Annotated in this window: 10 protein-coding genes; 6 read left to right on the forward strand and 4 right to left on the reverse strand. The window is 57.4% G+C overall.

What is annotated here, in order from left to right; genetic code table 11:
• Window positions 1-20 precede the first annotated feature (20 nt).
• Together LRQ04_RS07540 and LRQ04_RS07545 are read right to left on the reverse strand one after the other, a co-directional pair.
• On the reverse strand, window positions 21-2,648 hold the full coding sequence (locus LRQ04_RS07540) for a hypothetical protein (protein WP_235519127.1): 2,628 nt from the start codon (window positions 2,646-2,648) through the stop codon (window positions 21-23).
• Window positions 2,649-2,679: 31 nt separating this feature from the next.
• On the reverse strand, window positions 2,680-4,146 hold the full coding sequence (locus LRQ04_RS07545; protein ID WP_235519128.1) for a hypothetical protein: 1,467 nt from the start codon (window positions 4,144-4,146) through the stop codon (window positions 2,680-2,682).
• A 266-nt stretch (window positions 4,147-4,412) separates the two neighbouring features.
• Here LRQ04_RS07545 and LRQ04_RS07550 point away from each other — a divergent pair, with 266 nt between their 5' ends.
• Complete coding sequence (locus LRQ04_RS07550) at window positions 4,413-7,481, forward strand: DUF3427 domain-containing protein (protein WP_374198926.1); 3,069 nt, start codon at window positions 4,413-4,415, stop codon at window positions 7,479-7,481.
• A 53-nt stretch (window positions 7,482-7,534) separates the two neighbouring features.
• Here LRQ04_RS07550 and LRQ04_RS07555 read toward each other — a convergent pair whose 3' ends face one another.
• Together LRQ04_RS07555 and LRQ04_RS07560 are read right to left on the reverse strand one after the other, a co-directional pair.
• Window positions 7,535-9,394: an AAA family ATPase gene (locus LRQ04_RS07555; protein WP_235519130.1), complete on the reverse strand. Its 1,860-nt coding sequence runs from the start codon at window positions 9,392-9,394 to the stop codon at window positions 7,535-7,537.
• A gap of 42 nt (window positions 9,395-9,436) precedes the next feature.
• Complete coding sequence (locus tag LRQ04_RS07560; RefSeq protein WP_235519131.1) at window positions 9,437-12,772, reverse strand: DEAD/DEAH box helicase; 3,336 nt, start codon at window positions 12,770-12,772, stop codon at window positions 9,437-9,439.
• A 598-nt stretch (window positions 12,773-13,370) separates the two neighbouring features.
• Between LRQ04_RS07560 and LRQ04_RS07565 the strand changes: the two genes are divergently transcribed.
• The 5 genes from LRQ04_RS07565 (at window position 13,371) to pglZ (ending at window position 24,071) form a co-directional block, all read left to right on the forward strand.
• Complete coding sequence (locus LRQ04_RS07565) at window positions 13,371-14,000, forward strand: DUF1819 family protein (protein ID WP_235519132.1); 630 nt, start codon at window positions 13,371-13,373, stop codon at window positions 13,998-14,000.
• A 68-nt stretch (window positions 14,001-14,068) separates the two neighbouring features.
• Window positions 14,069-14,596, forward strand: a complete 528-nt coding sequence (locus LRQ04_RS07570) for a DUF1788 domain-containing protein (RefSeq protein ID WP_255774025.1) — start codon at window positions 14,069-14,071, stop codon at window positions 14,594-14,596.
• Window positions 14,597-14,600: 4 nt separating this feature from the next.
• Complete coding sequence (gene brxC, locus LRQ04_RS07575) at window positions 14,601-18,089, forward strand: BREX system P-loop protein BrxC (RefSeq protein WP_235519134.1); 3,489 nt, start codon at window positions 14,601-14,603, stop codon at window positions 18,087-18,089.
• A complete protein-coding gene (gene pglX / locus LRQ04_RS07580; RefSeq protein WP_235519135.1) occupies window positions 18,089-21,583 on the forward strand; it encodes a BREX-1 system adenine-specific DNA-methyltransferase PglX in 3,495 nt (1,164 codons plus the stop codon). The genes brxC and pglX overlap by 1 nt, the downstream gene beginning before the upstream one ends.
• Complete coding sequence (gene pglZ, locus LRQ04_RS07585) at window positions 21,576-24,071, forward strand: BREX-1 system phosphatase PglZ type A (protein WP_235519136.1); 2,496 nt, start codon at window positions 21,576-21,578, stop codon at window positions 24,069-24,071. The genes pglX and pglZ overlap by 8 nt, the downstream gene beginning before the upstream one ends.
• The last annotated feature ends 10 nt before the right edge of the window (window positions 24,072-24,081 follow it).

Here is a 24,081-nt window from a genome sequence, read left to right on the forward strand (position 1 = left end):
CGTCGTCGAACTCCCTCGCTTCAAGGAAGGAATTTCTTCGGCATGAGTTCACGAGGTGGGTGGGGGGCTGCCATGTGCCAATGGTTGAGGGCCTCCAGGGCCTCTGGAAAGGGAGCCAGTGGGCGGGAAATTCTCTGTTTACCGGCAGAATAGGAATCATCCATCCGCCGCTGCTGAGCGAAAGCTGCCGGTGACATGTGGCTGGAAAGTAGAAAATGCTTCCAGATTGGCTTTGTACCGCGGCAATCTACGACTATGAGGTTCGGCCGACGCCAAATGCAGAGGCTCCACTTACCGTGGGAGTTCACAGCCCAGATAGGGGGACAATCATCCGAGCCTAACCAACCGGTTACCTGAATCGCAGCAAGTTCAGGATTCGAAAATGAGCCGGACACTAAGATACGGTCAAGACCTTGGTTGGTGAGATCCCATCCTGCTCGATCCACGGCGGCTTGAACATCCTTTAGGGGGTTGTCGCTGAGATCATTCTCGATCAAATCGGTGATGTGATCAGCTCGCAGTGTGTTGCGATCGCGGCCAATAAGATACTTGCAGTACTCGGCTACTAATTCCAAGTCCACTCCGCCGACGAATCCTGCTGCGTCCTTGATCGCTTCACGATAGATGAGTGTAGATTCGCTCGTTGTTTGTAGGTCTGCCGCTTCGCGAAGAACAGCACAACTGACAAGGACCATGCTTGCAGCCGGGGCATAGATTTCCTCCGGTATTTTGGACTTAGCGAGTTGGTCTATGATCGCCGCGATGAGCCGGAGGGGGACCGGATCTGAGTTCTTCCAGTTTCCGGCGCTAAAGAGGCACGTTACGATTCTGAGCACGGCCAACTGCACGAATGGTGGCTGGTCCCAGATGTTTTCCACCCACTCAGCACAGCGTCGCTGGCGCCTCCTCTTGACGGCTTCAGCAGAACCTCGATGGTCAAGTGTATCGAGGCGAGTGAGATCGTCTCTTGATGTCACTTCCTCAATTTGGTCGTCACTGTCCTCATCCAAGGCCGCTTCGTTGTCGTCGACTAGTACGTCCGCCCAGACAGGCTCGACAACGGAGGCTGTAGTCCGCGGGCCTTCTGGGAGGCCTAAAATGAACGCCGTCATGCTTGGCCCGTGAACGCGGGTCGCGGCCTCCAGATCCCAGAGCCATGGGCTCTCACGTCCAAATTCACCCACGACGTTCTCGATCGCTTTCGTAGAGGCCACCTGAAGACCCGCGCTGGCCGACGACTTGGACGAGCTCTTTAGGACCTCTTTCAGCTGGTCGAAGTCTTTGCTGAGGTGCTCTAGAGCCCTGTCGCCTTCTTGCCAAATGTCCTTGGACGTTGGGCTGCTGTAAGACTTCACCGGGGACGCGGCCCGCTTGGGTGCTGCCTCGATTTGGGACGGATTCATCACGAAGACGCACGGACCGAAAAAAATCCCCCCGTCAATACTCTGCCGAATCCTAACCCTGCTCACAGCAGCTACGGTGAGACTCACTCGGAATTCGCGCTCGCCCGCTGGCACTGACTCTTGGTATTCCCAGTGATCGAGTTCATGGGAAAAATGTGAAATTTCTAAGTCCACACCTTCGGGGACGATATGCGAGAAGCTCACAACTAAGTCACCCTCGACTATCCGAGCGGAGGTGATCATCGTGCCGACTGATAATTCGCTTTTTGCAGAACTGGTTACCCCAGGAATAAAAGACTCGGCGTCGATTGATGTTCCGGCGGGGACGGTTAGGTCACCGGCGGGACCGATTACGGCGGTCTCGTAGTTCCCGCCCTTTCGCCATGTTCGGAGCAGTGCCGCGCTGGAGAGATTTGGACTACCCATTAGGCAACGGGGCTCAGCATTTCCATCCCACCAAATCACCTTTCCATGCCGGTAGCGGCTTCGTTCCTGCGGCAGCTGGGCCTCGACAGACATCCCACTGCTTTTTGCGAACCCTTCTAGCGTGCTCGGGTTCAGGATCGTCAGGCCTGGTTGTAACAAGAGGGTGGAACTCGTGGGGCTGAAGCGCTCATGTAACGCGCTGACCGCAGCCATTTCTCCGTCTAAGAAGGGCGCGTGAAGACGCAATTCAGACGTGTGTTCGGTTGGTAGCTCATCAATGATGGAGCTGTGGGCTGACGTTACAAACTTGTGGCCCGTGTCAATCGGGTAACCCTGCTCCATCAGCCGTTGAATGAGGCGCCAAGTGCGCGCTGAGGCTTTGCAGGACTCTTCGTCCAACCACGTCGAAACAGAAAGATCCCTTAGCCAATTGCAAATTTCGTGAAGAACAGCGGGGTGACTGACGCCGTCAGCGTTGAAGCGAAGCCAGACTTCATCGTTGTACTGCCAGCCTCCTAGAGTGAGGTTTCCGGACCCGATGGCGATTTGCACGCGTTTCGTACCCGCGAGAATAACGACTTTTGGGTGAAAGGCGGCTGAGGAGGCGACGAGACCCACGTTGTAAGATCTCCCGGCATGCCGAACAGCACGCACATCCGGATTCCAAACGTTGCCGTCTGCAATCACGCTCACACGGGCGCCAGCCGCCAGGCAAGTGCCAAGGACGCGGGTCTCGAAGAAGGCGAGGTCAACATTGAACGTCAAAAAAAGGGCTTCCCTGGCCTGAACTTCACCTGTGCGTTCTTCCTCCAAAAGCATTGGGAACGGGCTAGGAATGTGGTCGACGCGGTTAAGCAAGGTCCATGGCTCCTTGTTCAGTTAAGTGCCAACGCTCGTCTTCATCTCGGATAACGAGATTGACGCCCGAGAGCACACTCATTAGAGGCTCCCATCGGAGAGATACATTGTCGCCACCTTCGTTAGAGTCCTTAAAGATCAGGTCGTCTCTGAAGAAGATTCTTGTCGGGACTCGGGTGATGCCTGATATGGCATCAAACCTGGCTTTCCTCAATGCAATCCTGTTGGCGCGAAGGAGCATTAACCGACACAAATCATGAGCAAAATCGCGCAACTGCCTGTCAGCCCAATCTTCGAGCGCGTTGGAAAACCATGAGGGAGAAAACTCCTGGGATGCGTCTCTTTTTGTTTCAAAGTACGGCCTAACGCCTTCGGGCATTTCCGGGAGACGTGCCGATCCAAGGAAGAGTGTCGCGAGGTGCCTTTCCGGAAGTTTGCGTGACGCGATGCCGTCTACTTCGGCAGGTAGAGCTTGTCCTGTGTGCATCCAGGTATCGGGCAAATCCTCAAGATATTGGCTGACGGTCTGAGTGGGAAGGCTGTCAACGAGCGGTGTGGAGAAGTCGTCACGATGACACAGGCCGGGGATATTCTTCACGAGGTAGGCCCAGAGTGCACGCCAGGCACCAACGGAGCGACTTCGGAGCGACACCCCTTGCCAGGCGCTGGTCACGGGGATCTCTGACAAGAGTCGGTCTTCCCGAACAGCCGGATCGAAGTTGAGCGTGTTTGAAAGGTCCTTCGTAATAAAGTTGGGAGGTGCCATTTCGACCAGTCGGAGAAACATCCTTATCGATTGTTTCCTCTTCCCGTCATCTGTTTCATCAGGGGCTGTCTTTGCGGTAAGAAGCTCTCGAAGCAGTACCCCATCATCCTGGTGGCGGGCACCGCAAATGCACAGATGCGCATGTTCCCGGAGCTCACTCAGGCTAACGCGAGACTTGCCGGCTAGCTCTATCAGACCCGAAAAGCCCCTTCTTATGCGCTTGTGATGGCTCCAGAACATTGAGTCCCCATCAGAAGCTGCGAGGCCAAGTAATTGCTCAGAGGCTTGATACGGACCCCTAAATCCCGTTGTAAGTGCTGCATACTTTCCAGGTTTGGAATGCAACTCTAGGTTGAGGCCTTCATCTGTAATTTTATCGGTCAGATAGTCCGCACCATGGGCCCTGGGTAGCCACGAGTGGTCTTGATCGTGAAGTATCGACACTGCGGCTACAACGGTCTCGGCACGTCTAAGTAGATCCAGACTTTCGACGTCATTCAAGTTTCGGAGCTGCGCTTCACCGGCCACATATCCGTGAAGGCTGTAATATCTGGCATTTCGGGTCACGGTTGTCACACCTGGCAAGAGTTCGGCTACACATCTAAGGACATGTCGTTCGACCGCCAGGGGGTACCTGCCGGCATACCTGCCATCTGTTCCTTCCGACCACTCCGGTCCCTGAACGACGTCCATGGTGATTCAGTACTCCTTGTCCAGATTTTGGTCAAATTACCGCAGGAAGTGCTTTGGTATGTGCAGCACCGAGGTACTTCCTTCTGATAGACGCCGGGCTTTGCTGTTCAAACAGAGATTGTCCAGTTCACGTGTGCTTAGGTACTTATTCTGGCACCCTCACCCGATACGCTGGCGCAGTGAACACATTTGATGGGGGAATCGGCCGCGAAGTACTTCCCGAGGGCCTTTACGAGCTTCTGCACACCACCGGCATCGAGTCTAGGTTGTCGTTGCTGCCCGACGTCGAATCGATCGTTGACGACGTTGACCCGGACGACAGCCCCGAGGTGCTTTCCCGCCATATCGCCGAAGCTGTGAGGAATGCACTGTCCGCCGCGAAGCCGGAAGAACGGGTGGCACTCGCCAACAGGCTCCTGTCACAGCTGCAACCTGACAACCAGGTCACGCCCGGTCCGCGTCAGTTGCTCTCCCTCCATAAGCTCGACGCGCTAAAGCGGCGTCAGCTCAGACGGCCAACCACAAAGCTCAGTGAGTCGGCACTTCTAACGAACGGCAAGGACGAACCGAACCTCGCCGCTGAGCTGAGGGCGGAAATCGAGTCGGCGAACACCGTGGATCTGCTCTGTGCGTTTGTCCGATGGACGGGGCTGCGGCTTCTCGAACCAGCTCTTGAACAACTGAACGAGCGTGGTGTGAAGTTCAGGGTCATCACCACCACCTACATGGGGGCCACAGAACGCCGAGCTATTGATGAGCTGGTCCGACGTTACGGCGCCGAGGTAAAGATCAGCTACGAAACGCAGGCCACTCGTCTCCACGCCAAGGCTTGGCTTTTCAGGCGCAACACTGGTTTTGACACCGCATACGTCGGCAGCTCGAACCTCAGCCGGGCAGCCCTGCTGGATGGTCTGGAATGGAACGTCCGACTCAGCTCAATCGCAACGCCAGATCTGCTCAAGAAGTTCGAGGTCACCTTCGACAGCTATTGGGAGCAGAAGGCCTTCCAGACTTACGGTCCTGACCGCGACGGCGACAAGCTCGACGCTGCTCTTGAACGCAATGGCGGGCAGAGAACGACCGCCCCGCATACCATCACGGGGCTCGAGATCGTTCCGTTCCTTCACCAAGGAGAAATGCTTGAGGATCTCGAAGCTGAAAGGTTAAAGGGGTTCAACCGCAACCTTCTTGTCGCCGCAACAGGCACAGGAAAGACGGTCATCGCTGCACTCGACTACAAAGGCTTATGTGAAGCGGCCGGACGCCCTTTGTCTTTGCTATTCGTGGCACATAGGCAAGAGATTCTCAAGCAGTCCCTTCGTACATACCGCAATGTCTTGCAGGACGGATCCTTTGGTGAGCTTTATGTTGGCGAACACAAACCAGAGCATTGGAAGCATCTTTTCGCCTCAGTACAGTCGCTGGCGTCCCTTGGGGTCCAGACATTCGAGGTCAACCAGTTCGATGTCGTTGTCATCGACGAGTTTCACCACGCCCTGGCACCCACTTATCGCCAGCTGATTGATTACCTGCAGCCCCAGCAACTTCTTGGACTAACCGCAACGCCGGAGCGTGGCGACGGTGGCAACGTAGCTAAAGAGTTCTTTGAGGGGAGAACGGCCAGCGAGCTCCGGCTCTGGGATGCCCTAGACGCGGATCTCCTCGTCCCATTCCACTACTTCGGCGTCTCGGATGACGTAGATCTCAGCCGGCTGGAGTGGAGGCGCGGAAATTACGACACTGGCCAACTCGATCGGCTGTACACGGGCAACGATGCGCGTGCGGCGAAGGTCATTCGCGAGCTTCAAGACAAAGTTGTCGGCACGGAACACATGCGAGCTATTGGCTTTTGCGTGTCAGTCCAGCACGCACACTACATGGCCAGAGTTTTTAACGATGCCGGCATTCGCTCAGTTGCGGTCGACGGCGGAACGGACGAAGTCGCGCGAGCAGACGCTCTTAATCAGTTGCGTAATCGCGAGATCAACTGTATTTTCGCCGTCGATATTTTCAACGAGGGGCTCGATATTCCTGAAGTGGACACGATCCTCATGCTGCGGCCAACGCAGAGCGCCACGATCTTTCTGCAGCAGTTGGGGCGCGGCTTGCGTCGAGCCGACGACAAGGCCGTTCTCACGGTCCTGGACTTTATTGGCCAGCAGCGTCGCGAGTTTCGTTTCGATCTACGCTATGGGGCACTCACCGGCTACGGCCGCAAGCAACTGGAAAAGGCTGTTGAAGAAGAATTCCCTTACCTTCCGTCGGGATCCCAAATTGTGCTGGATCGCGTGGCCCAGAAAGTCGTGCTGGACAACATCAAGGCCCAGCTCCGCTTCAACCGGAACCAATTGGTCGCCGACATCTCCTCTTACGGAGAAGTTGAACTCTCCTCATACCTGCGGAAGTCGGCCAACGACCTGAAGACAATTTACCGCTCAACCCGCGACTCGTGGACTGGCTACCTGCGCCAAGCCCAATTGATTGATGGATTCTCTCCCATTGAATCCGTGCTCAAAGGCATCCATCATCACCAAGCTGATGCTGAAGAGAAGAAGTTGCTCGGACGAATGGCAGCCCTCATCCACGTCGACGATCCGGAACGAGCCGACGCCTACTCCAAACTCGTATCTGCATACGCGCCGCGTTACGAGGACCTGGGTCCGCGTGAGCAGACGTTTGCACGAATGCTGTTCTACACACTTTGGGATGACGGCGGCGGTTTCAAGACGTACGACGACGGACTGGACCACCTTCGTGCCTACGGATTCGTGTGCAGTGAGATTAAGCAAATTGTGAGCCTGGGCGTCGCAAATTCGAGACATGCCGGTAAGGGCCTCGGTGCCGGGCTTCAGCACATTCCGCTGTTGACTCACGCGACGTATCGACGCGAAGAAATCCTCGCGGCCCTGCAGTATGGCTCATTGGAACTGGGGAAGAATGTGCAGCACCGTGAGGGTGTTGCGTGGTGCCCAGCCACAGCCACAGATGCCTTCTTTGTTACCTTGAACAAGGATGACCGAAAACACTCCGCAACCACCATGTACAAGGACTATGCCATTAGTCCGGAGCTGTTTCACTGGGAGTCGCAGAACAGCACAACGCCCTCCAGTCCGGTTGGGCGACGCTACTTGAATAGGAAAGCGAACGGCTCGCATATTCTGATGTTCACCCGAGACGCTGCCGAGGACGAGACCGGATTGACCGTCCCCTATACGTGCCTGGGACAGGTGGACTACGTCCAGCACGCCGGCGAGAAGCCGATCGAGATCACCTGGAAGCTGCACCGTCCGATGCCTGCCGACGTGTTTGCTGCTGCTGCGGCTGTAGCGCAGTAAACGGGCGGACACTGAGCCAGCTCCCGGGAGGCGTTCAAGTTCTTTGCTAGAGGTCAGGACGCAAAAGGATTCCCCAATGTAATCCGTTGAGCCTCCCGTGCCAGCGCTATGGGAAGCTGTCGGGAGTGGACGACAACAAGCTCCAAATTGGCCCTGGTTAGGGAAGTGTACAGCCTTCCATCTGACCCGGACTTGGCGCGGAATGTGGAAGGTTCGATCACTACAACGGCGTCAAATTCCAAGCCCCGTGCTTCTTCCGGGGTCAGGAACGAGTACGTCCGATCCGCGTTGTCCGCCCAGGTCCACTTATCCTTGGGCATCCAACCCGACAGCCTGGCCTCCCGGACCACCCCATCAATGTTTGGAGTGATAACCGCCACCGTGCCATCGGGCCGAGTTTGGGCCAACCGCTGACACTGTTCCAAGGTGATGGACTCGACGGTTCGCCGGATCGCTGCGGCGTTGATAATCCGTGGTGGAATACCACGGCCCAGAGGCGAAGCCTTCCGGAAACCAGATGCCTTCGGGAGGAGTGCTGCGGCAAAGTCTGCAATCGCTTGGGATGTGCGATATCCGGTGTTGATAGTGCTCACGTCCCATTGAGTACCGGGGATACGGGTTGTGATGTCCGACCACGTCTTGACTTGCAGTGAATGGCGCTGCTGCATGTCACCTACCAGCGTCCAGTTGCCGGCGTTCATTTCTTCCAGTATTCGCCACTCGAAGAGGTTCAGATCCTGGGCCTCATCAACCACCACGTGTTCGAAGACTTCACCTGGCTCGAGAAGGACCTGCATATAGGCGAGAAGAGGCCACATCAAGGGGTCCTTACGTGCGCTCTTGAAAGTAGCGGGAAGGTCACCCGCCCAAGCGCGGAATTTCGCCGAACGCCCTTCCAAGTGCATGGTTGTCACGAAGCCGTCGTAGAAAGCACCGAGCGCTTCGAGTCCCTTAATATCACTCCGGCGCGACTTGAGAGCTGCAGCCCTAACAACGTCGTCAGCTCCTTCTGGAACTCTCACGGAATCGACAGGCCGAGGCCGGTATGCATCGGGCTCAAACCCCAGCACTTCAAGGATCAGTCCGTGGACGGAGCTCACCAGAATCCTTCGCTTATCGATCCCTAAATCGGTCGACGCGGTAGATACGTGGGCCTCCCACGCTGGAGTAGGTCCGAGAAGCAAAACTTGCCCAAGGGACCCCTCACGATCCTCGTGTACCATCCAGGCGGCGCGGTGGGTGGCGATAATCGTTTTTCCTGTGCCTGCATGTCCTTGGACTACAAGTGACTTTTCCGTCGTACGGGTAACTAGGTCGTACTGTTCCGGCTGCAGCGTGGCCAGAACAGATGAGAGACCAAGCGATCGAGGTGCGGAGAGGGTTTCCCGAAGAAGCTCCTCCATAGTTGTCGCTGCCGCAAGTGCGGTAACGATGGGTTCTACGGGTTCAGCCAAAGGCATCCGCTTCGATGGTGTTCGCGCGCTGCCAGCGTTGGCTTTAACGCCCGCCAGCCACCTTGAGCCACCTTGAGATTTGGACTGGGGCGGTCTTTCCGCGTCGCTGCTCTGGGGAAATGCTTGGCTTTCCCGTGGACCGATCCAGAGGTCCGCATAATTGCTTAGTCGGCGGATCTTCTGAACAAAACGGCGCTGAACACGGACATTCTTCGATTGCCACGACTTGAGATGTCGGAAGAAGATTTCGGCCGCAGGGGCTGTCCAGCTGATGACAAAAAGGTCACCTTGATCGATGTGCATCGGCCCGATGTAGTAATTTTCGACTTTCCCTGGTTCGTCCCCCTCTATGGAAATGCGACCGGTTAGGGGAGTGAAATCAGTCCTTTTTCGCTGGCGGAGACCGGCAACACGAGGCCTTTCCTGCTTCCCCACCAGTTCGAGGTAGTGGTCGTTCATGGCATTTTCGTACGCGAGGACTTGCTTCTTGTCGTCCACCCGTTAGATCACTTCCAATTGCAGAAGTGCGAGGTTTTCCAGATCCAGGCTGGAATGAGCGCTCTGGGCTATCCTCGCAAGAGAATCGTTGCGTCGCTCCTCGGCTCTGCGTAGTTGTCCCTCAAACATGTGGGCGGTCTGGGGAGTGGACAGAATCAACCGCCCGCTGATCGACCTTTGATGATTCTTGAAGACTTCTTCTGCACGGATTTTGCGCTCAAGGATGAGTGCATCGTTTTCCGACTGACGACGGTCTTGCTCGGCATGGCGTCGCTCTTCCAGGTCTACTAAGAGCTGCTCGGCATACAGATCCGCATTTGCGTGCACGGGGCTAGTGGATGCTGTCAATGTACCCTCAGCCACGCTGGTCATGAATAGGGCTCCGGCTTCGAGGCTCCGTGACTCACCTGTCTCCAGATTGACCGCCTCCACCCACAGTTCACTGGTAGAGCGAAGCCCGGACCAACCGGCCGCCGCCAGAGCCAACAAATATGTGCCCGAAGGGCAGTCTGCACCGGACTTGGCACGAAGGGTCGAAAACCTCGGAATATGGTGGGGCTCGAAGTCGGTGGAGGCCACGCGGACTAGCGGGTGGTGTCCGTTGAGGAGTGATCCGCCCCCTACGCGTGCTTCCTCGGCATCGAGACTCATGACAAGGGGGGTTTTTGCACGCCCTGCCCTTTCTACCCGCGACACTTCTGCTGAGGTCTGACCCTCGTTCCTTCGCCAGCCCACAATTTTATGCAGCATCTCTTGGCTCACGTCGACACGTAGCTGCTTACCTTTGACGTCCACCTTCACAGAACCGCCTCGGAGTCGAGCCCAATCCGCCACAAGATGAGCAAGCTCAGTCTGGCCTAAGTATCGCCCTCGACTGATTCTGTCCTCAACGGAGTTGATGCCGAATTGATCCTCAGCCTGAAGTTTGGACGAATGTTCCTCGAGCTCCGCTGCATCAGCCTTGCCCTGTTCGACGGCGGCAATCGTCTCATTTATCCGTCGTTCCCTTTCGCTCTCCGATAGGCGGAAGTCAACGACGAGCTCATTCAGGCTCTCGAAAGATTCAGCCAGAATAGGCTCCAGCTCACCAATGGAGTGCTCAAAGACACCAACGCGAGCCATCAGTTTTTCCAGAATTCGCGACTCAATAGTTCCTGGAGTCGAAAAATTCAGGATTAGGATCTTGTCGGATTTCTGACCTATGCGGTCCAGACGGCCGATTCGCTGTTCCACCTCCATAGGATTCCAGGGCAGGTCGTAGTTGACGATGAGAGAGCAGAACTCGAAGTCGAGGCCCTCGCTGGCCACCCGGGTGGCGATCACGATATCGAATTCCCCTGCACGGAAGCGCCGCATTATTGATTCACGCTCGTCAGGAGTGACTCCTCCGTGCAGCGCGGCAACACGATGGGTTTGGGACAGCTTCTTGTGCAGGTAACTGAGTGTGTTTCGCGAGAACGTGAAAACGAGGGCGGAACGCCCGCTCATCTCGGAGCTTTGCAGAGCTTTGGAGAACGCATCGAATTTGGTATCGATGCTTTCGAGACGTCGAGCGAGAGCTTGGACGTTCGCTGGGGGGACCTCAGCCGAGAGCAGGCTGCCTCCTCTACCCGCAGCTGGTGAGCCGTCGCCGTCGTTCTCTTCCTCCTTTTCAGATGCCAGAACCTGCCGGGCCGTCGCGGGTAGGCACGAGCTTGCAAGTCTGAGAGGCATCTGCAGGGCAAAAGCGGGAGGCAGATTTCGTTCCTGTGCTAGCTGCCTAAGCCATTCCACATATGCGTCGTAAAATGCTTGTTCCTCAGGCGTCCACTCGACGACAGCGTTTACTGCTTCGCGAACTGACCGGGCTGTGTGCACCTCAGTTTTTCTAGTTCGTGTGATGGCCGAAGATAGACCGTGAAGCTGGTTGCAAGCATCGCGGATAACCGGAGCTGAAGTTACCGAATACTCATCCGTGTTGAGAAGTTCCTCGAGCTTCTTGAAAGCGGCCCGCTCGCGGAGGGCGCGCCCCATTCGAGCGCTGGCTATCTGGCTAAGCCATTTTCGTCGTTCAGCATTGGAGACTTTAGGATTAGTTGCACTCCTTCGCAACGCCTGGAGGGCCTCGTGGTGGTCGATTCGAAGGTCGAGGTCTGCTTTTGTCTCGATTTCTCCGGGCATGATGAGGCGCATCATTGACAGCAGATCGTCATTGCCGAGGTTGAGCGGGGTGGCGCTCAGCAATACCAGGGAACCAGAGACGTCACGGAGGAAGATCCCGAGTTTTAGACTTGCTGTTCCTTGATTGCGCATTTGATGTGCTTCATCGATGATGCACAGATCCAGTGCAAAATTCAGCTCCTCCATTTGCTGGAGACCCTCGAACGTCCGAAATGTTTGGATGGAGACTACAATCGCGAAATTCTGGGGGAGTGTCCCTGTTTCGAGCCTCTCGATGATCCGGCGGAGGTCAGCCGTTCTGTAATGCTCTAGCTCAAAGCCGAAGCGCTCGCTCATTTCACGCTGCCACTTCGGCACAAGCGCGGCCGGGCAAACCACCACAACTCGATTCGCTTGACCACGTGCCGCCATCTCAGTCCATAGCAGACCGGCTTCAATGGTTTTACCCAAGCCAACCTCGTCCGCAATGAGCATCCGCTCCATTGCCGAATCCAAATACCTCAAGACCGGTTTGAACTGGAAAGGGTTGATGATGGTCTTCGTGACGCCGTAGGAAAAAATTGTGTCTGTAACACCCTTATTGAGCTTGGCCCTGGTGACCATAGCTGAGAATGCCTCCGGGGAGGCGGGCGTTTCACGAAGCCAGGACTCCGCGGCAGGAACATCCGGAATCGGTTCTAGGTCTGACTCCGAAACCGTCACCGTTCGGCCGTCCTGACGTATGACGTAAGACCAGCGAGGTCCCGTCAACAAACGCCGCATGATGAGGGTATCTCTGCCGGTGCTCTTCGAAATCGCTCCACCGGAGGCCGGAAATTTGGGAGCGTCAACGTGAAGGGCTTCATCCCACCAAGATTCGAGCCAGTCCATGCCGATGACGCCCAGAGAACTTTCGTCAGCATCCTCGAGACTGACCTGTTCGGGGGGCATTGGCGTCCGACCGGGTACAGCTTGTCCGTCGATGACAAGGGCGTTCATCTCGCCGTTCACTTTTGCCCAGTAGATTCCCGGCCTGAGTGAAACTTCATGGTCGCGGCTGGGCAGGACTCGATATTCGTGGCTCAGGTTCAAGTCTTTTGGTTGAGGGGCCACAAGCAGGATTCTGCCGGCACTTCCGTCATGGAGCAGTCCGAGGTCCGAGATCTGCGGGTGATACCCACAGCTGTTGTCGGCTGTCATGAGCACTCGCTTACAGATGCCGCAGATCTATCCCTGATGAACCCCATGCACAACCCCCATGTCGAGAACGCGAACGTGACTTGGGACCTCGTCGCCAAGATATTTTGATTGTAAATGCAAGTTTTACAGGCCGGTGCTACGGGTGAGCGTGTCGCGGTTCGCTGCGTTCCGAGGCTCAGTCGATGTCCACGGAGACTGTATCTGCCACTCCTATCGGGAGGTGCCCCTGGTGACCGTTGTGCCTACGCAGCTGCGACGGCCTGTCAAGTCAGGCAAAAGACAACGCGCCTGATATAACCTTGTCTAGCGATGATGGGTAGTGGGGAACTTTGGAAGTCGAGTCTTGGTTGTCGGACGCTTGGCCTGCCGACAATTTGCGGGGCCACCGGGACCCTCGCGAGCGCTCGGGTCAGCGACGAGAGTTGGTCGTTTCCTCAACGGCCGACTCGGAAGTTGCCGCTAATTGAAGCCGACGGATGATTCCTGCGACAGGGTGGCGACGCACCCAGGGCGTTAGGCACGGATAACTGAGTCAGTGGCCTTGAAGAGTTGTCTATCGCGCAAGGGATATCGATCACAAGATTTGAAATGAGGCCTTTTGGTTGAGCAGCATGCCGCGGCACAGCGCTATGCGCTCTCATTTACCAGTGGTGCCCTACTTATGCGTGAGGCGGCGATCATTGCGCCGATTTACTTGCGTGAACGCGATTGGGCGAGAGTTCGCGCGGTGGTCTCGGGGGAGAACTTGCTTCAGACTCGTACGGTTGCTTCCGGGTTCAGGCTTGCGCGGGAGGTTATCCAACGGCTCGCCGTGCTGACCGACGACGAAATCAAGCTACTCATCGAGGCGACCTCCACCGAGCGGGGGCATTTGTTGTGGGCGGCGGCGTGCCGTCGATATGACCTGGTCGGAGAGTTTGCTGAGGAAGTCGTACGCGAGCGGTTCCTCTTGCTTACGCCTTCGCTCGATCACAACGATTTCGACAGCTTCGTGCGCAGCAAGTCTTTGTGGCACAGCGAGCTGTCTGAACTCAAGGACTCTACGCGGCTCAAGCTGCGTTCAAACGTGTTCCGGATGCTGAATGAGGCAGGGTTGCTTTCCAGCCGCGGGCTCATACAGTCGGCCATGATGTCCCAACGGGTTGTCAGCGCCTTGTCGGCGCGGACTCCGAATGACCTGCGGTTCTTCCCAACCGCCCATGATGCTGTGGAGAGGGCCCAGCCGTGACAAATTCCGACCTTTCCAAAGAAGAAGAGCACCTGTTCGGCGTTCTAAGCGGCAGACGGTTTCTCCAGATGGAGGGACTGAGCAACGAAGTGCCGTTCTTCATTTACCCCTACGATCCTGAGAATGCACTCGTGGTTTCAGGTGCGAAGAAGCGCATCAAGAACCGCCTGGCCAACAAGGGCATCGTCGTCCGCGAGGTCAACCTCTACGACCTGTCAGTAGAGATTCTCAAGGAACGCGGAGTCTGGGACCGGTTGATCGCGCTCGAACCGGAACAGGAAAAGGACGACTTTCGTGAGTTGCTCCAAGGAATGCTCGACCCGCAACTTCACATTGCGTCCGCGATCAGGGCCAAGCTCGCCGAGGGCGACTTCGACATCTTCTTCCTCACCGGCATCGGCGAGGTCTTCCCCTACATCCGTTCACATAACGTGCTAAACAACTTGCAGAGCGTCGTCACAGGCAAGCCGATGCTCATGTTTTTCCCCGGCCGCTACGAACAGTCCGCCACTCTCGGATCATCGCTCGTACTATTCGGACGACTCCAAGACGACCAGTACTACCGAGCCAAGAACATCTTGGAACAGGAGGTTTAACTCGATGAATCTGCATGCGATCTTCGCCAAAGACGTTCAGCGCCCGATAGAGGGTGTCATCAAAGCTGACGACACCGCGCATTTGGGCACCGAGGTCGACGAGTACGTTCTGACCAACGAAGCGGCCAAAGGTCTGGAACTGCTGCTTGAGGCCTATACGAATTACACCAACGCCAACGGAGTCTGGATCTCGGGCTTCTTCGGTTCCGGTAAGTCGCACCTGTTGAAGTTGCTCGCACACCTCCTCGGTGACGTGGACGGTCAGGACTTCCCGCGAGCCCGCGTCTCCGAGAGCTTCCGAGCAAAGGCGCAGGATGCGTTCCTCCCGGCACTATTGACCAGGGCTGAGAGGATCCCGGCGAAGAGCCTGCTGTTCAATATCGACCAGAAGGCTACCCTCATCACAAAGGATCAGACCGACGCCTTGCTGAAGGTGTTCGTCAAGGTCTTCGATGAGAGCCGCGGCTACTACGGCAGCCAGGGGCACGTCGCCCGGTTCGAGCGCGACTTGGACAACCGTGGCCAGTATGAGGCGTTCAAGGACGCATACGCTCGTATCTCCGGGCGCAGCTGGACGCAGGGACGTGAGGAGGGCGTGCTCGAAGAAGTCAACGTGGCCAAAGCATACGCCGAGGTCAGCGGCCACGCCGACAGCACGCCCACTAACATCCTCACCAAGTACCGCAACGAGTATTCGGTCTCCATCGAGGACTTCGCCGACGAAGTGATGGCGTGGCTGGACAAGCAGGAAGACGACTTCCGGCTGAACTTCTACGTCGATGAAGTCGGCCAGTTCATCGGGACGAACACGCACCTTATGCTCAACCTCCAAACAATCGCCGAGTCGCTAAACACCAAATGCCAGGGCCGTGCCTGGGTGATCGTGACTTCCCAGGAGGACATGGACAAGGTCGTCGGTGACCGCACGAAGCAGCAAGGCAACGACTTCTCCAAGATCCAAGCCCGGTTCGCCACTCGCGTGAAGCTCACCAGCGCCGACGTCGAAGAAGTCATCCGCAAGCGACTGCTGGAGAAGAACGAGGCGGGCGAGGCCGCACTGAATTCGATTTATGCAGAGCAGCACGCCAACTTCAAGACCCTGTTCGACTTCGTCGACGGCGCGAAGACATACCGCAATTACACCGACGAGGCACACTTTGTCGGCACGTACCCGTTCGTCAGTTACCAGTTCCCGCTGTTCCAGGCGGCGATCGAAGGCATCTCCGACCACAACGTGTTCGAGGGCCGCAACAGCTCAGTCGGTGAACGCTCGATGCTCGGCGTCGTGCAGCAGGTCGCCAAGGACATAGGTGATGCGGAGGTGGGCCGGCTGGCGACCTTCGACCACATGTTCGCGGGCATCCGCGCGTCCCTGAAGTCGGCCGCGCAGCGTTCGATCGACGTGGCAGAGCGCAACCTGGACAACGAACTGGCCGTGCGGCTGCTCAAGGCGCTGTTCCTGGTGAAGTACGTCGAGGGCTTCCACGCCACCCCGCGCAACCTGACCGTGCTAGTTTACGACCGTTTCGGACTTGACCTGCCGGCCCTGGCCAAGCAGGTGCAGGAGGCACTGATACTGCTGGAGACGCAGACTTACGTGCAGCGCAACGGCAACGTCTACGAGTACCTGACCAACGAAGAGCAGGTCATCGAAGAAGAGATCAAGAACGTCGACATCGATGCCTCGGATGTCAGCGGCCGGCTCTTCAAAATCATCTCCGGCGACGTTATCCGCACAAGCAAGCTGAGGTACGCCAAGAACGGACAGGATTTCGCCTTCGGGTACAAGCTTGATGATCAGGTGTACGGGCAGCAACGCGAACTGACCATGCACTTCATTACGCCGGAGTACCCATTCGGCCCCGAAGAGACCCGGATGCACAGTGCGGGCAAGGACGAACTGCGCGTCATCCTGGAGCCCGATGAGCGCGCCCTTTCGGACTTGCGCCTGCTGATCAAGACAGAGAAGTACACCAAGCGCAAGCAGACGACTTCGCTGTCCGCAATCGAGGACCAGATCCTGCGCTCGAAGGCGACGCAGAACGTCGAACGCGAGAAGGAACTCATCGAGCGCATCCGCCGCGCAGTTGGTAAGGCGGACCTCGTGATCAACGCCGCCGGCGTAACCTCCTCTTCACAGGACGCCATCGCGCGCGTCACCGATGGCTTCCAGGACCTCATCAGCCGCACTTACACCCAGCTCAGCCTGCTTGGCGGTGTTGCGTACAGCGAGCAGCAGGTTGCTACGTTCGCCGACCCCAACCAGTCAGGCATGTTCGACGATTCGTCGCTGTCGATGCTTGCTGTACCAGGTGACGAGGTGCTTTCGTTCCTGTTGCAACGCGACCGGCTCGGCGAGCAGGTAACTGTCAAGACGATCGTCGATGCATTCCAGGCCAAACCCTACGGATGGGATCTCGCCTCGATCGAGGTCGTCATCGCCTGGCTCGTTGGCAACTCGAAGATCACGGTCACCATCGATGGAAACGTACTTAAGCGGACCGAGGTAGCTGCCGTTCTTCGCAATACGCAGAAGCACTCGCATTCTGTGCTCGCCCCTCAGAAGCTCTTCGACGAGCGCAAGATCGCGACGTTCCGCAAGTTCTGCACCGACTTTTTCGACGAGGCCACCCCACCCAAAGACTCGCTGGAGCTGGCTCGGCACGGCAGCGAAAAGCTCGGGGCAAAGCTCGACGAGTTAAGAGCGCTGGTGAGCGGATCGAAATACCCATTCGTGGAGCAACTGGCTGCCCCCATCGCCCTGCTCGAACAGGCCGTGGGCAAATCTGACGAATGGTACCTGACTGATTTCAGTCATAGCGACGAGTTGCTCGACGCCAAAGAGAACGTCATCGACCCGATTCAGTCGTTCCTGGGCGGCGGCCAGAAAGTCATCTACGACGAGGCCGTCGTACTGCTCACCTCGAACACGAACAACCTCGGATACCTGCCCCCAGGAAGCGAGGCCGACGTCAGGCGACTCCTGGACGATCCCAACGCCTTCCGGGGTAATCGCATGACCCAACTCAAGCAGGCCGCAGACGCCCTTGGGGCGAAAGTCGAGGACACGCGCGACACCCATCGCACGACGATCATCCAGGACATCAAGGGACGCAAGTCCGAGGTACTCACCAGCGCCTACTACGGCAATGCCACGGAAGACGTGCAGCAGCGGGTCACCCGTACAATCGACCAGATCATCACCCGCCTAGGCAGTGAGCGGCAGATCGCTCTCATCCGCGAGCAGGGCAACAGCTTCGAGGAGAAAACCTACCCCGAGCTGCTCGACCAGCTCGCATCCTCTCCACGAACCATCGCCGGCCCTGACAGCCCGGTACCCACTCCGGTCAAGCAGACCATCTCGGTCAAGACGATCAGCGTGCCCGGTGCCCACGGTGTGCTGGAGAACCCAGACGACGTCGACCGCTATCTGGACGCTCTCCGCAGCGCGCTGCTGAATACACTAAACGACGGAAAGAGAATAGCGCTCTGATGGAAACCGCACCCCTAAAGACGTTCGCCACATGGGCTCGCACTGCACTCATCCGCGAGGTCTCAGCCCGCATCTCCGTCGTGCTGGCCTCGGAAGAGCTGCGCCAGGAACAGCCCAACGCCGTCGCCGCCCTGGAGAAGGCCGTCAACGCTGCCGGCGGCAGCGACAAGGGCCGCGACGCAGTCGCGGACAAGGTCGCCTACACCTGGTTCAACCGCATCATCGCGCTGCGGTTCATGGACGCCGAGGGCTACACCGGAATCGGCGTCGTCTCGCCAGAACGGGGCCGCGAAGGAGGGCAGCCCGAGGTTCTCGCCGAGGCCAAGCGTGGGAACATCGACAGCACGGTGGTTACGAACAAGCGCACGGCGGAGACCGTGACTAGTTTGCTCAACGGCACCCGCCGCAGTGACGACCCGCAGGGCGAGGCGTACGCGCTTCTGCTCGCGGAGTACTGCCGCCATTGGAACCGCTCTATGCCGTTCATGTTCGAGCGAGAAGGCGACTACACCGAACTGCTTATCCCCGCGAACCTGCTTGCCGACGATTCGGTCATGGCGCGCGCTGTCGACGTGCTCACTGAGGATGTCTGCCAGGATGTCGAAGTCATCGGCTGGCTATACCAGTTCTACATCTCGGAACGGAGGGGTGAAGTCGTTGCTGGGTTCAAGAAGAACAAGAAAGCTGGCGCTGCCGAGATTCCCGCAGCAACTCAGTTGTTCACTCCGCACTGGCTAGTCCGTTATCTAGTCGAAAACTCCCTCGGACGACTGTGGCTTCTCAACCGGCCTTCCTCGCGGCTGGCGGACCAGATGGACTACTATCTCGCCCCAGTCGACGAGGAGACGGACTACTTGAAGATCTCCAGGCCTGAAGAGCTGAAGATCATTGATCCAGCATGCGGCTCCGGCCATATGCTTACCTATGCGTTCGATCTCCTCTACGCAATCTACGAAGAGGAAGGCTACGCTCCTTCCGACATTCCCAGTCTTATCCTCACTAATAACCTGTACGGAACCGAGATCGATCCCCGCGCAGGAGCGCTGGCTGCTTTTGCACTTGCCATGAAAGCTCGTGCCCGCCAACGCACGTTCTTCGCCAAAGACGTGGAGCTCAACATCCGCGTACTCGAACCGATCTCCTTCACGCCAGCCGAATTGGATGCCCTAGTTACCGACGACGGCAACCGAGCCGACGAAGAAGCATTCTGGAACCAATTCGAATACGCGGATACATTTGGGTCCCTCATCCAGCCGCGGGAGGACTTGCTCGCTCGGCTGCGCTCTGCTCTCGATGCAAACGCCTCCGTCGATGACTTGCTCCTGCATGATCAATTCGATCGTGCGGCCCGAGTGATACTTCAGGCTGATTATCTGTCCCAGCGGTACAGTATTGTCGTCGCCAACCCGCCCTATATGGGATCTGGGAACATGGGTGCAAAGCTATCGGCTGGGGTAAAAGACACATACCCTGACGAGAAGCAGGATTTGTATGCCTGCTTCGTTACCCGGGGCAGCCGTCTAGTACGGAGCCACGGTTTGGTCGCAATGATTACCGGCGACACTTGGATGACAATTAAGACATTCGAGGCCTTCCGAAAGAAACTGTTCGACAGTCATACTTTCCGCGGCTTCTTGCACCTGCATGATGTCTCTAACCATCCGGACATATTTGGAGCAAATGCAGCTTTTGTTCTTTCAAAAGGACACACATCGCGTTATCAATCCATGTTTGTCTACCTTGAACCCTTGAGCGCTGAAGCGAAAAGGACGCAACTGCTCGAAGCAATTCGAAATCCTCAAAGCCCTTGGGCTTTTCGTGTTCGCGGTGAACAACTTGAAAAGATACCGGGGATGCCAATCGTATACAGGCTGTCAAACGCCATGCTGGGTGCTTTTACGCTGGGCAAGCCCCTCAATAAGTTGGCTGCACCAGTTGTGGGCCTCCAAACAGGGGAGAACAATCGCTATATACGCTTCTGGTGGGAAGTGAGCCGCAATCGCAGTGGCTTCGGTTACGCTAACCGCGCTGACGTGCGTGCGAGCGGCCGAAAGTGGTTCCCTTACAACAAGGGAGGAGAATACCGGAAGTGGTGGGGTAACCAAGATTACGTAGTGAACTGGGAAGATGATGGGCGCGAGCTAGAGGCCTTCAAGCCTCGCTCCGTCATTCGCAACCCAGGTCACTATTTCTCGCCGTCAGTTTCTTGGTCGAAAATCAGTTCTGGGGATCCAGCATTTCGTGCTTACCCCGAGGGTTTTATCTTCGACCACGCGGGCACATCTATTTTTGCTCACGACGACTTGACGCGACAACAGTTGCTGGGCATCTGTAATTCCTCGGTCGCTCTGGAGTTGCTCAAAGCCATGGCACCAACGCTGAACTTCGAGGTTGGCATAATCGCAAAGCTGCCCGTGGTGCTACCCGACTCGTCAGGCCCGCTGAATGAGGTAGTCGAGGCACTAGTTACACTGGCCCGCCGCGACTCGAACCAGCTAGAAACCTCCTGGGAGTTTGCGGCTAATCCACTCGTCGGTGAAGGAAACAAAAGCCTTAGCGAGATTGTGGCATCCCACTATGAGGATTGCTACGCAACGATTCTTCGCGGGCAAGAACTCGAGCAACGTAATAACAGAATAGTTGCTGAAATGTACGGCTTGGTCGACGAGGTAAGCACCTCAGTGTCGCTAAACAAGATCTCCCTGAACCGTAACATCGTTGCGCGTTATGGCGAGGAAGAAAGGATAGCAAAGTTCAATTCGGAGACCGTGGGAGCGCTTATTAGCTATGCCGTTGGCTGTATGTTTGGCCGTTACAGCTTGGAGGAACCGGGGTTAATCCTGTCGGACCAGGGTGATAGTTTGCAGAACTTCTTGACCAAGGTTCCCAATCCATCCTTCCTTCCAGATAAGGACAACGTGATCCCGATCGTGGATGGCGAGTGGTTCGAGGACGATATTGTGGCACGTTTCCGGCAATTCCTTCGCGCCGCGTTCGGTGAGGAACTCTTCGAGGAAAATCTACGTTTCGTCGCCGATGCGCTGGGCGTCAAGGACGTGCGGGACTATTTCGTGAAGTCGTTTTACAAAGATCACTGGCAGCGATACAAAAAGCGACCGATTTACTGGATGTTCTCGAGCCCGCGAGGCTCGTTTAACGCACTAGTATACGTGCATCGCTACACACCGTCCACCGTCTCGACTGTGCTCAATGAGTATCTGCGCGAGTTCAAAGGTAAGCTGGACGCCAGCCGCCAGCACCACGAGCGCCTAGTAGCTGGGACTGGCACGCCAAGACAGCAGGCTGCCGCTCAGAAGGAAGTGGACCGTTTGCGGAGCGTCCTGCTCGAACTTGATGAGTACGAGCACGATGTACTGTACCCGCTGGCAACCCAGCAGGTGCAGATCGACCTCGACGACGGCGTGAAGGCGAACTACCCAAAGCTGGGTGCCGCCCTGAAGAAGATCCCCGGGCTAGAGGCCAGCGATGAGTGAGACATCTGGCATCAGGCCCCATCTGGAGCGTCGCTTTGTGACGCAGCGTGTGGTGTTCTGGCACGACCCCGATGGTGAGTACGCCGCTGACCTCGACACGCTCGGCCTGGAGGACGTGCAGACAGTGCGCGTCAATAACGACGAATACGCTGTCAAGAACCGGCTGCTGCACCAGGAGCCCAAGTCGAAGTTCCTTGTCTACCGTTCGGGTCCCGTTCCGGCGGGGATCGGCAATTGGCTGCTGGACTTGGAGCTGGCCTACGGGGTGTTCACAGCTGACCGAACCTCGCTGGTGCAGCAGGAACTCGGACTCACCGCCGAAGGAATTAGCGAGATCGTGCTTGCGCGGGAGACCTTCTTCCTCGTGGCCAAGCGCGTCCAGAGCCTGAAAAAGCTGCTCGACGCTGACGATGACGCCCGGCTACTGCAAGCCAAGATGTCAGCGGTTCTTCTTGGTCAAAGCGAACACAGCCTGCTGGAGATCACGCGGACCCTGCTGATCGAGAACGCCGGCGGTGGGGATGGCAAGTACGGTGCCCTTGCCGAGCACGGCCTCGACGAGTTCTACTGGCAAGGCGTGGCGTCGATCTACGGCTACACGTCGCCGAGCCCGAGCATCGCCGACTTCGTTCTGTGGGTGTTCCGTCAGGCCAACGCCGGCTTCAAGTCTGAACGACCGGGCGGCTTGCGCAACATCCAGCTGGACTTCGGGAGCCTTCGCTACGACCGGCGGAGTCAGGAGGCATTGACGAAGCTCGCAAGGCGCGCAGCACGAGATCTGGACTTTGCCGGCACCATCGAGGACTCAAGCTTCCGCGACCTGCTGGGCAACGACCTTTTCGAGGAAACTGACCGCAAGATCATCAGCGATCTGGCACACGCGGTCGCTGAGCGAACGGTCACAGGCCGCGAGGTTGCAGAGGTGATCCGCAGCCGTCAGAGCAGCATCTGGGCCGAGGGGTACCGAAAGCTGTACACAGCGATCGGCTGCGCCTCGGACCTCCTGACCGCGCTTGGCGCGCTCAAGCTGTCGATGCAGTCACTCGATGAAGGACTGGAGCGATACCTGAGTGAATGGTTCCGCATGGATCAGCTCTACCGGCAGTTCACATATGCCGCCCGCACAGCAGAGTTTGCCGGCCCGCTGGAGGCCCTGCGCATCCAAGTGGAAAAGTTCTATGCCAACAAGTTTCTCTACGAGCTCGGTAACGCCTGGCAACAGCAGGTCGACGGCATCGACCAGTGGCGTTCCACATTGCTCCGGCCCCAAACCTCTTTCTTCACCGACCACGTTGCGCCCATCACGAAGGACGGCCGGCGCAAGGCCGTCGTCATCATCTCGGACGCCCTGCGCTATGAGATTGCTGACGAACTTGGTTCACGCATCCGCCAGGAAGACCGCTACGACGCGGACCTGAAGGCTATGCTCGGGGTGCTGCCCAGCTACACCCAGCTCGGCATGGCGGCACTGCTGCCGCACAGCACGATTGGACACTCCAAGGACGGCGATCCTGTCCTGGCCGACGGTCAGCGCACGGACGGCACCGTGAACCGCAGCAAGCTCCTCGACCCCGTTGACGGGAAAGCGATTCAGGCCGAGAACGTCTTTTCCCTGACCCGGGACGAGCTACGCGAGCTGTACCAGCAGCATCAGGTGCTGTACGTCTATCACAACCGCATTGATGCGACGGGTGACAAGGCAGGCACCGAGCGTCAGGTCTTCGAGGCCGCCGAGGACACGCTTCGCGAACTGGTCGATCTGGTCAAGCGACTGACCAACGCGAACGCGACGAACATCCTTGTCACGGCGGACCACGGCTTCCTGTTCCAGGACACTGCGCTCGAGGACGCCTTCTATCTTTCGACGCTGCCGCAGGGTAACGACATCAAGGTGATCAACCGCCGTTACGTCCTCGGTCACGGCCTAAAGGAAGTCCCCGCGTTCAAGACTTTCACATCAGCCCAGCTGGGCCTCGATGGAGACCTGGATGTGCAGATACCGAAGTCGATTCATCGGCTGCGGCTTCCAGGCGCAGGCTCGCGATTCGTCCACGGCGGTGCAGCCTTGCAGGAGATCGTCGTCCCGGTGCTGGCGATCAATAAGAAGCGCAAGAGCGACGTGCGAACGGTCAACGTCAAGATCATGCCCGAGTCGGACAAGATCACGACAGGCCAGCTGGTCATCAAGCTGTTTCAGACCGAGCCGGTGAGCGAGAAGGTTCGCCCCCTTGTGCTGCGCGCGGGGCTGTATGTCGGCGAGATTCTTATATCGAACCAGCTCTCGCTCACGTTCGACCAGGATTCGGCAGACCAGCGTGACCGCTACCAAAACGCGCACATGCTGCTCAGTCAGGACGCAAACGACTACAACAACCGTCCGGTTGAGTTCCGGCTTGAGGAACTCATCCCGGGCACCAATCAATGGCGCGGTTACGCCAAGGCGATCTACACGCTGAAGCGCTCGTTCGCCTCGGACTTCGATTTCTAAGGAGAGAGCG

It is taken from the genome of Paenarthrobacter sp. AR 02, from assembly GCF_021538675.1.
GTDB lineage: Bacteria > Actinomycetota > Actinomycetes > Actinomycetales > Micrococcaceae > Arthrobacter.

Coding starts and splice junctions, on each gene's coding strand:
- LRQ04_RS07540 (WP_235519127.1), bottom strand. CDS start 2,648: ATGCTTTTGGAGGAAGAACGCACAGGTGAAGTTCAGGCCAGGGAAGCC.
- LRQ04_RS07545 (WP_235519128.1), bottom strand. CDS start 4,146: ATGGACGTCGTTCAGGGACCGGAGTGGTCGGAAGGAACAGATGGCAGG.
- LRQ04_RS07555 (WP_235519130.1), bottom strand. CDS start 9,394: ATGAACGACCACTACCTCGAACTGGTGGGGAAGCAGGAAAGGCCTCGT.
- LRQ04_RS07560 (WP_235519131.1), bottom strand. CDS start 12,772: ATGACAGCCGACAACAGCTGTGGGTATCACCCGCAGATCTCGGACCTC.
- LRQ04_RS07570 (WP_255774025.1), top strand. CDS start 14,069: ATGGAGGGACTGAGCAACGAAGTGCCGTTCTTCATTTACCCCTACGAT.
- brxC (WP_235519134.1), top strand. CDS start 14,601: ATGAATCTGCATGCGATCTTCGCCAAAGACGTTCAGCGCCCGATAGAG.
- pglX (WP_235519135.1), top strand. CDS start 18,089: ATGGAAACCGCACCCCTAAAGACGTTCGCCACATGGGCTCGCACTGCA.
- pglZ (WP_235519136.1), top strand. CDS start 21,576: ATGAGTGAGACATCTGGCATCAGGCCCCATCTGGAGCGTCGCTTTGTG.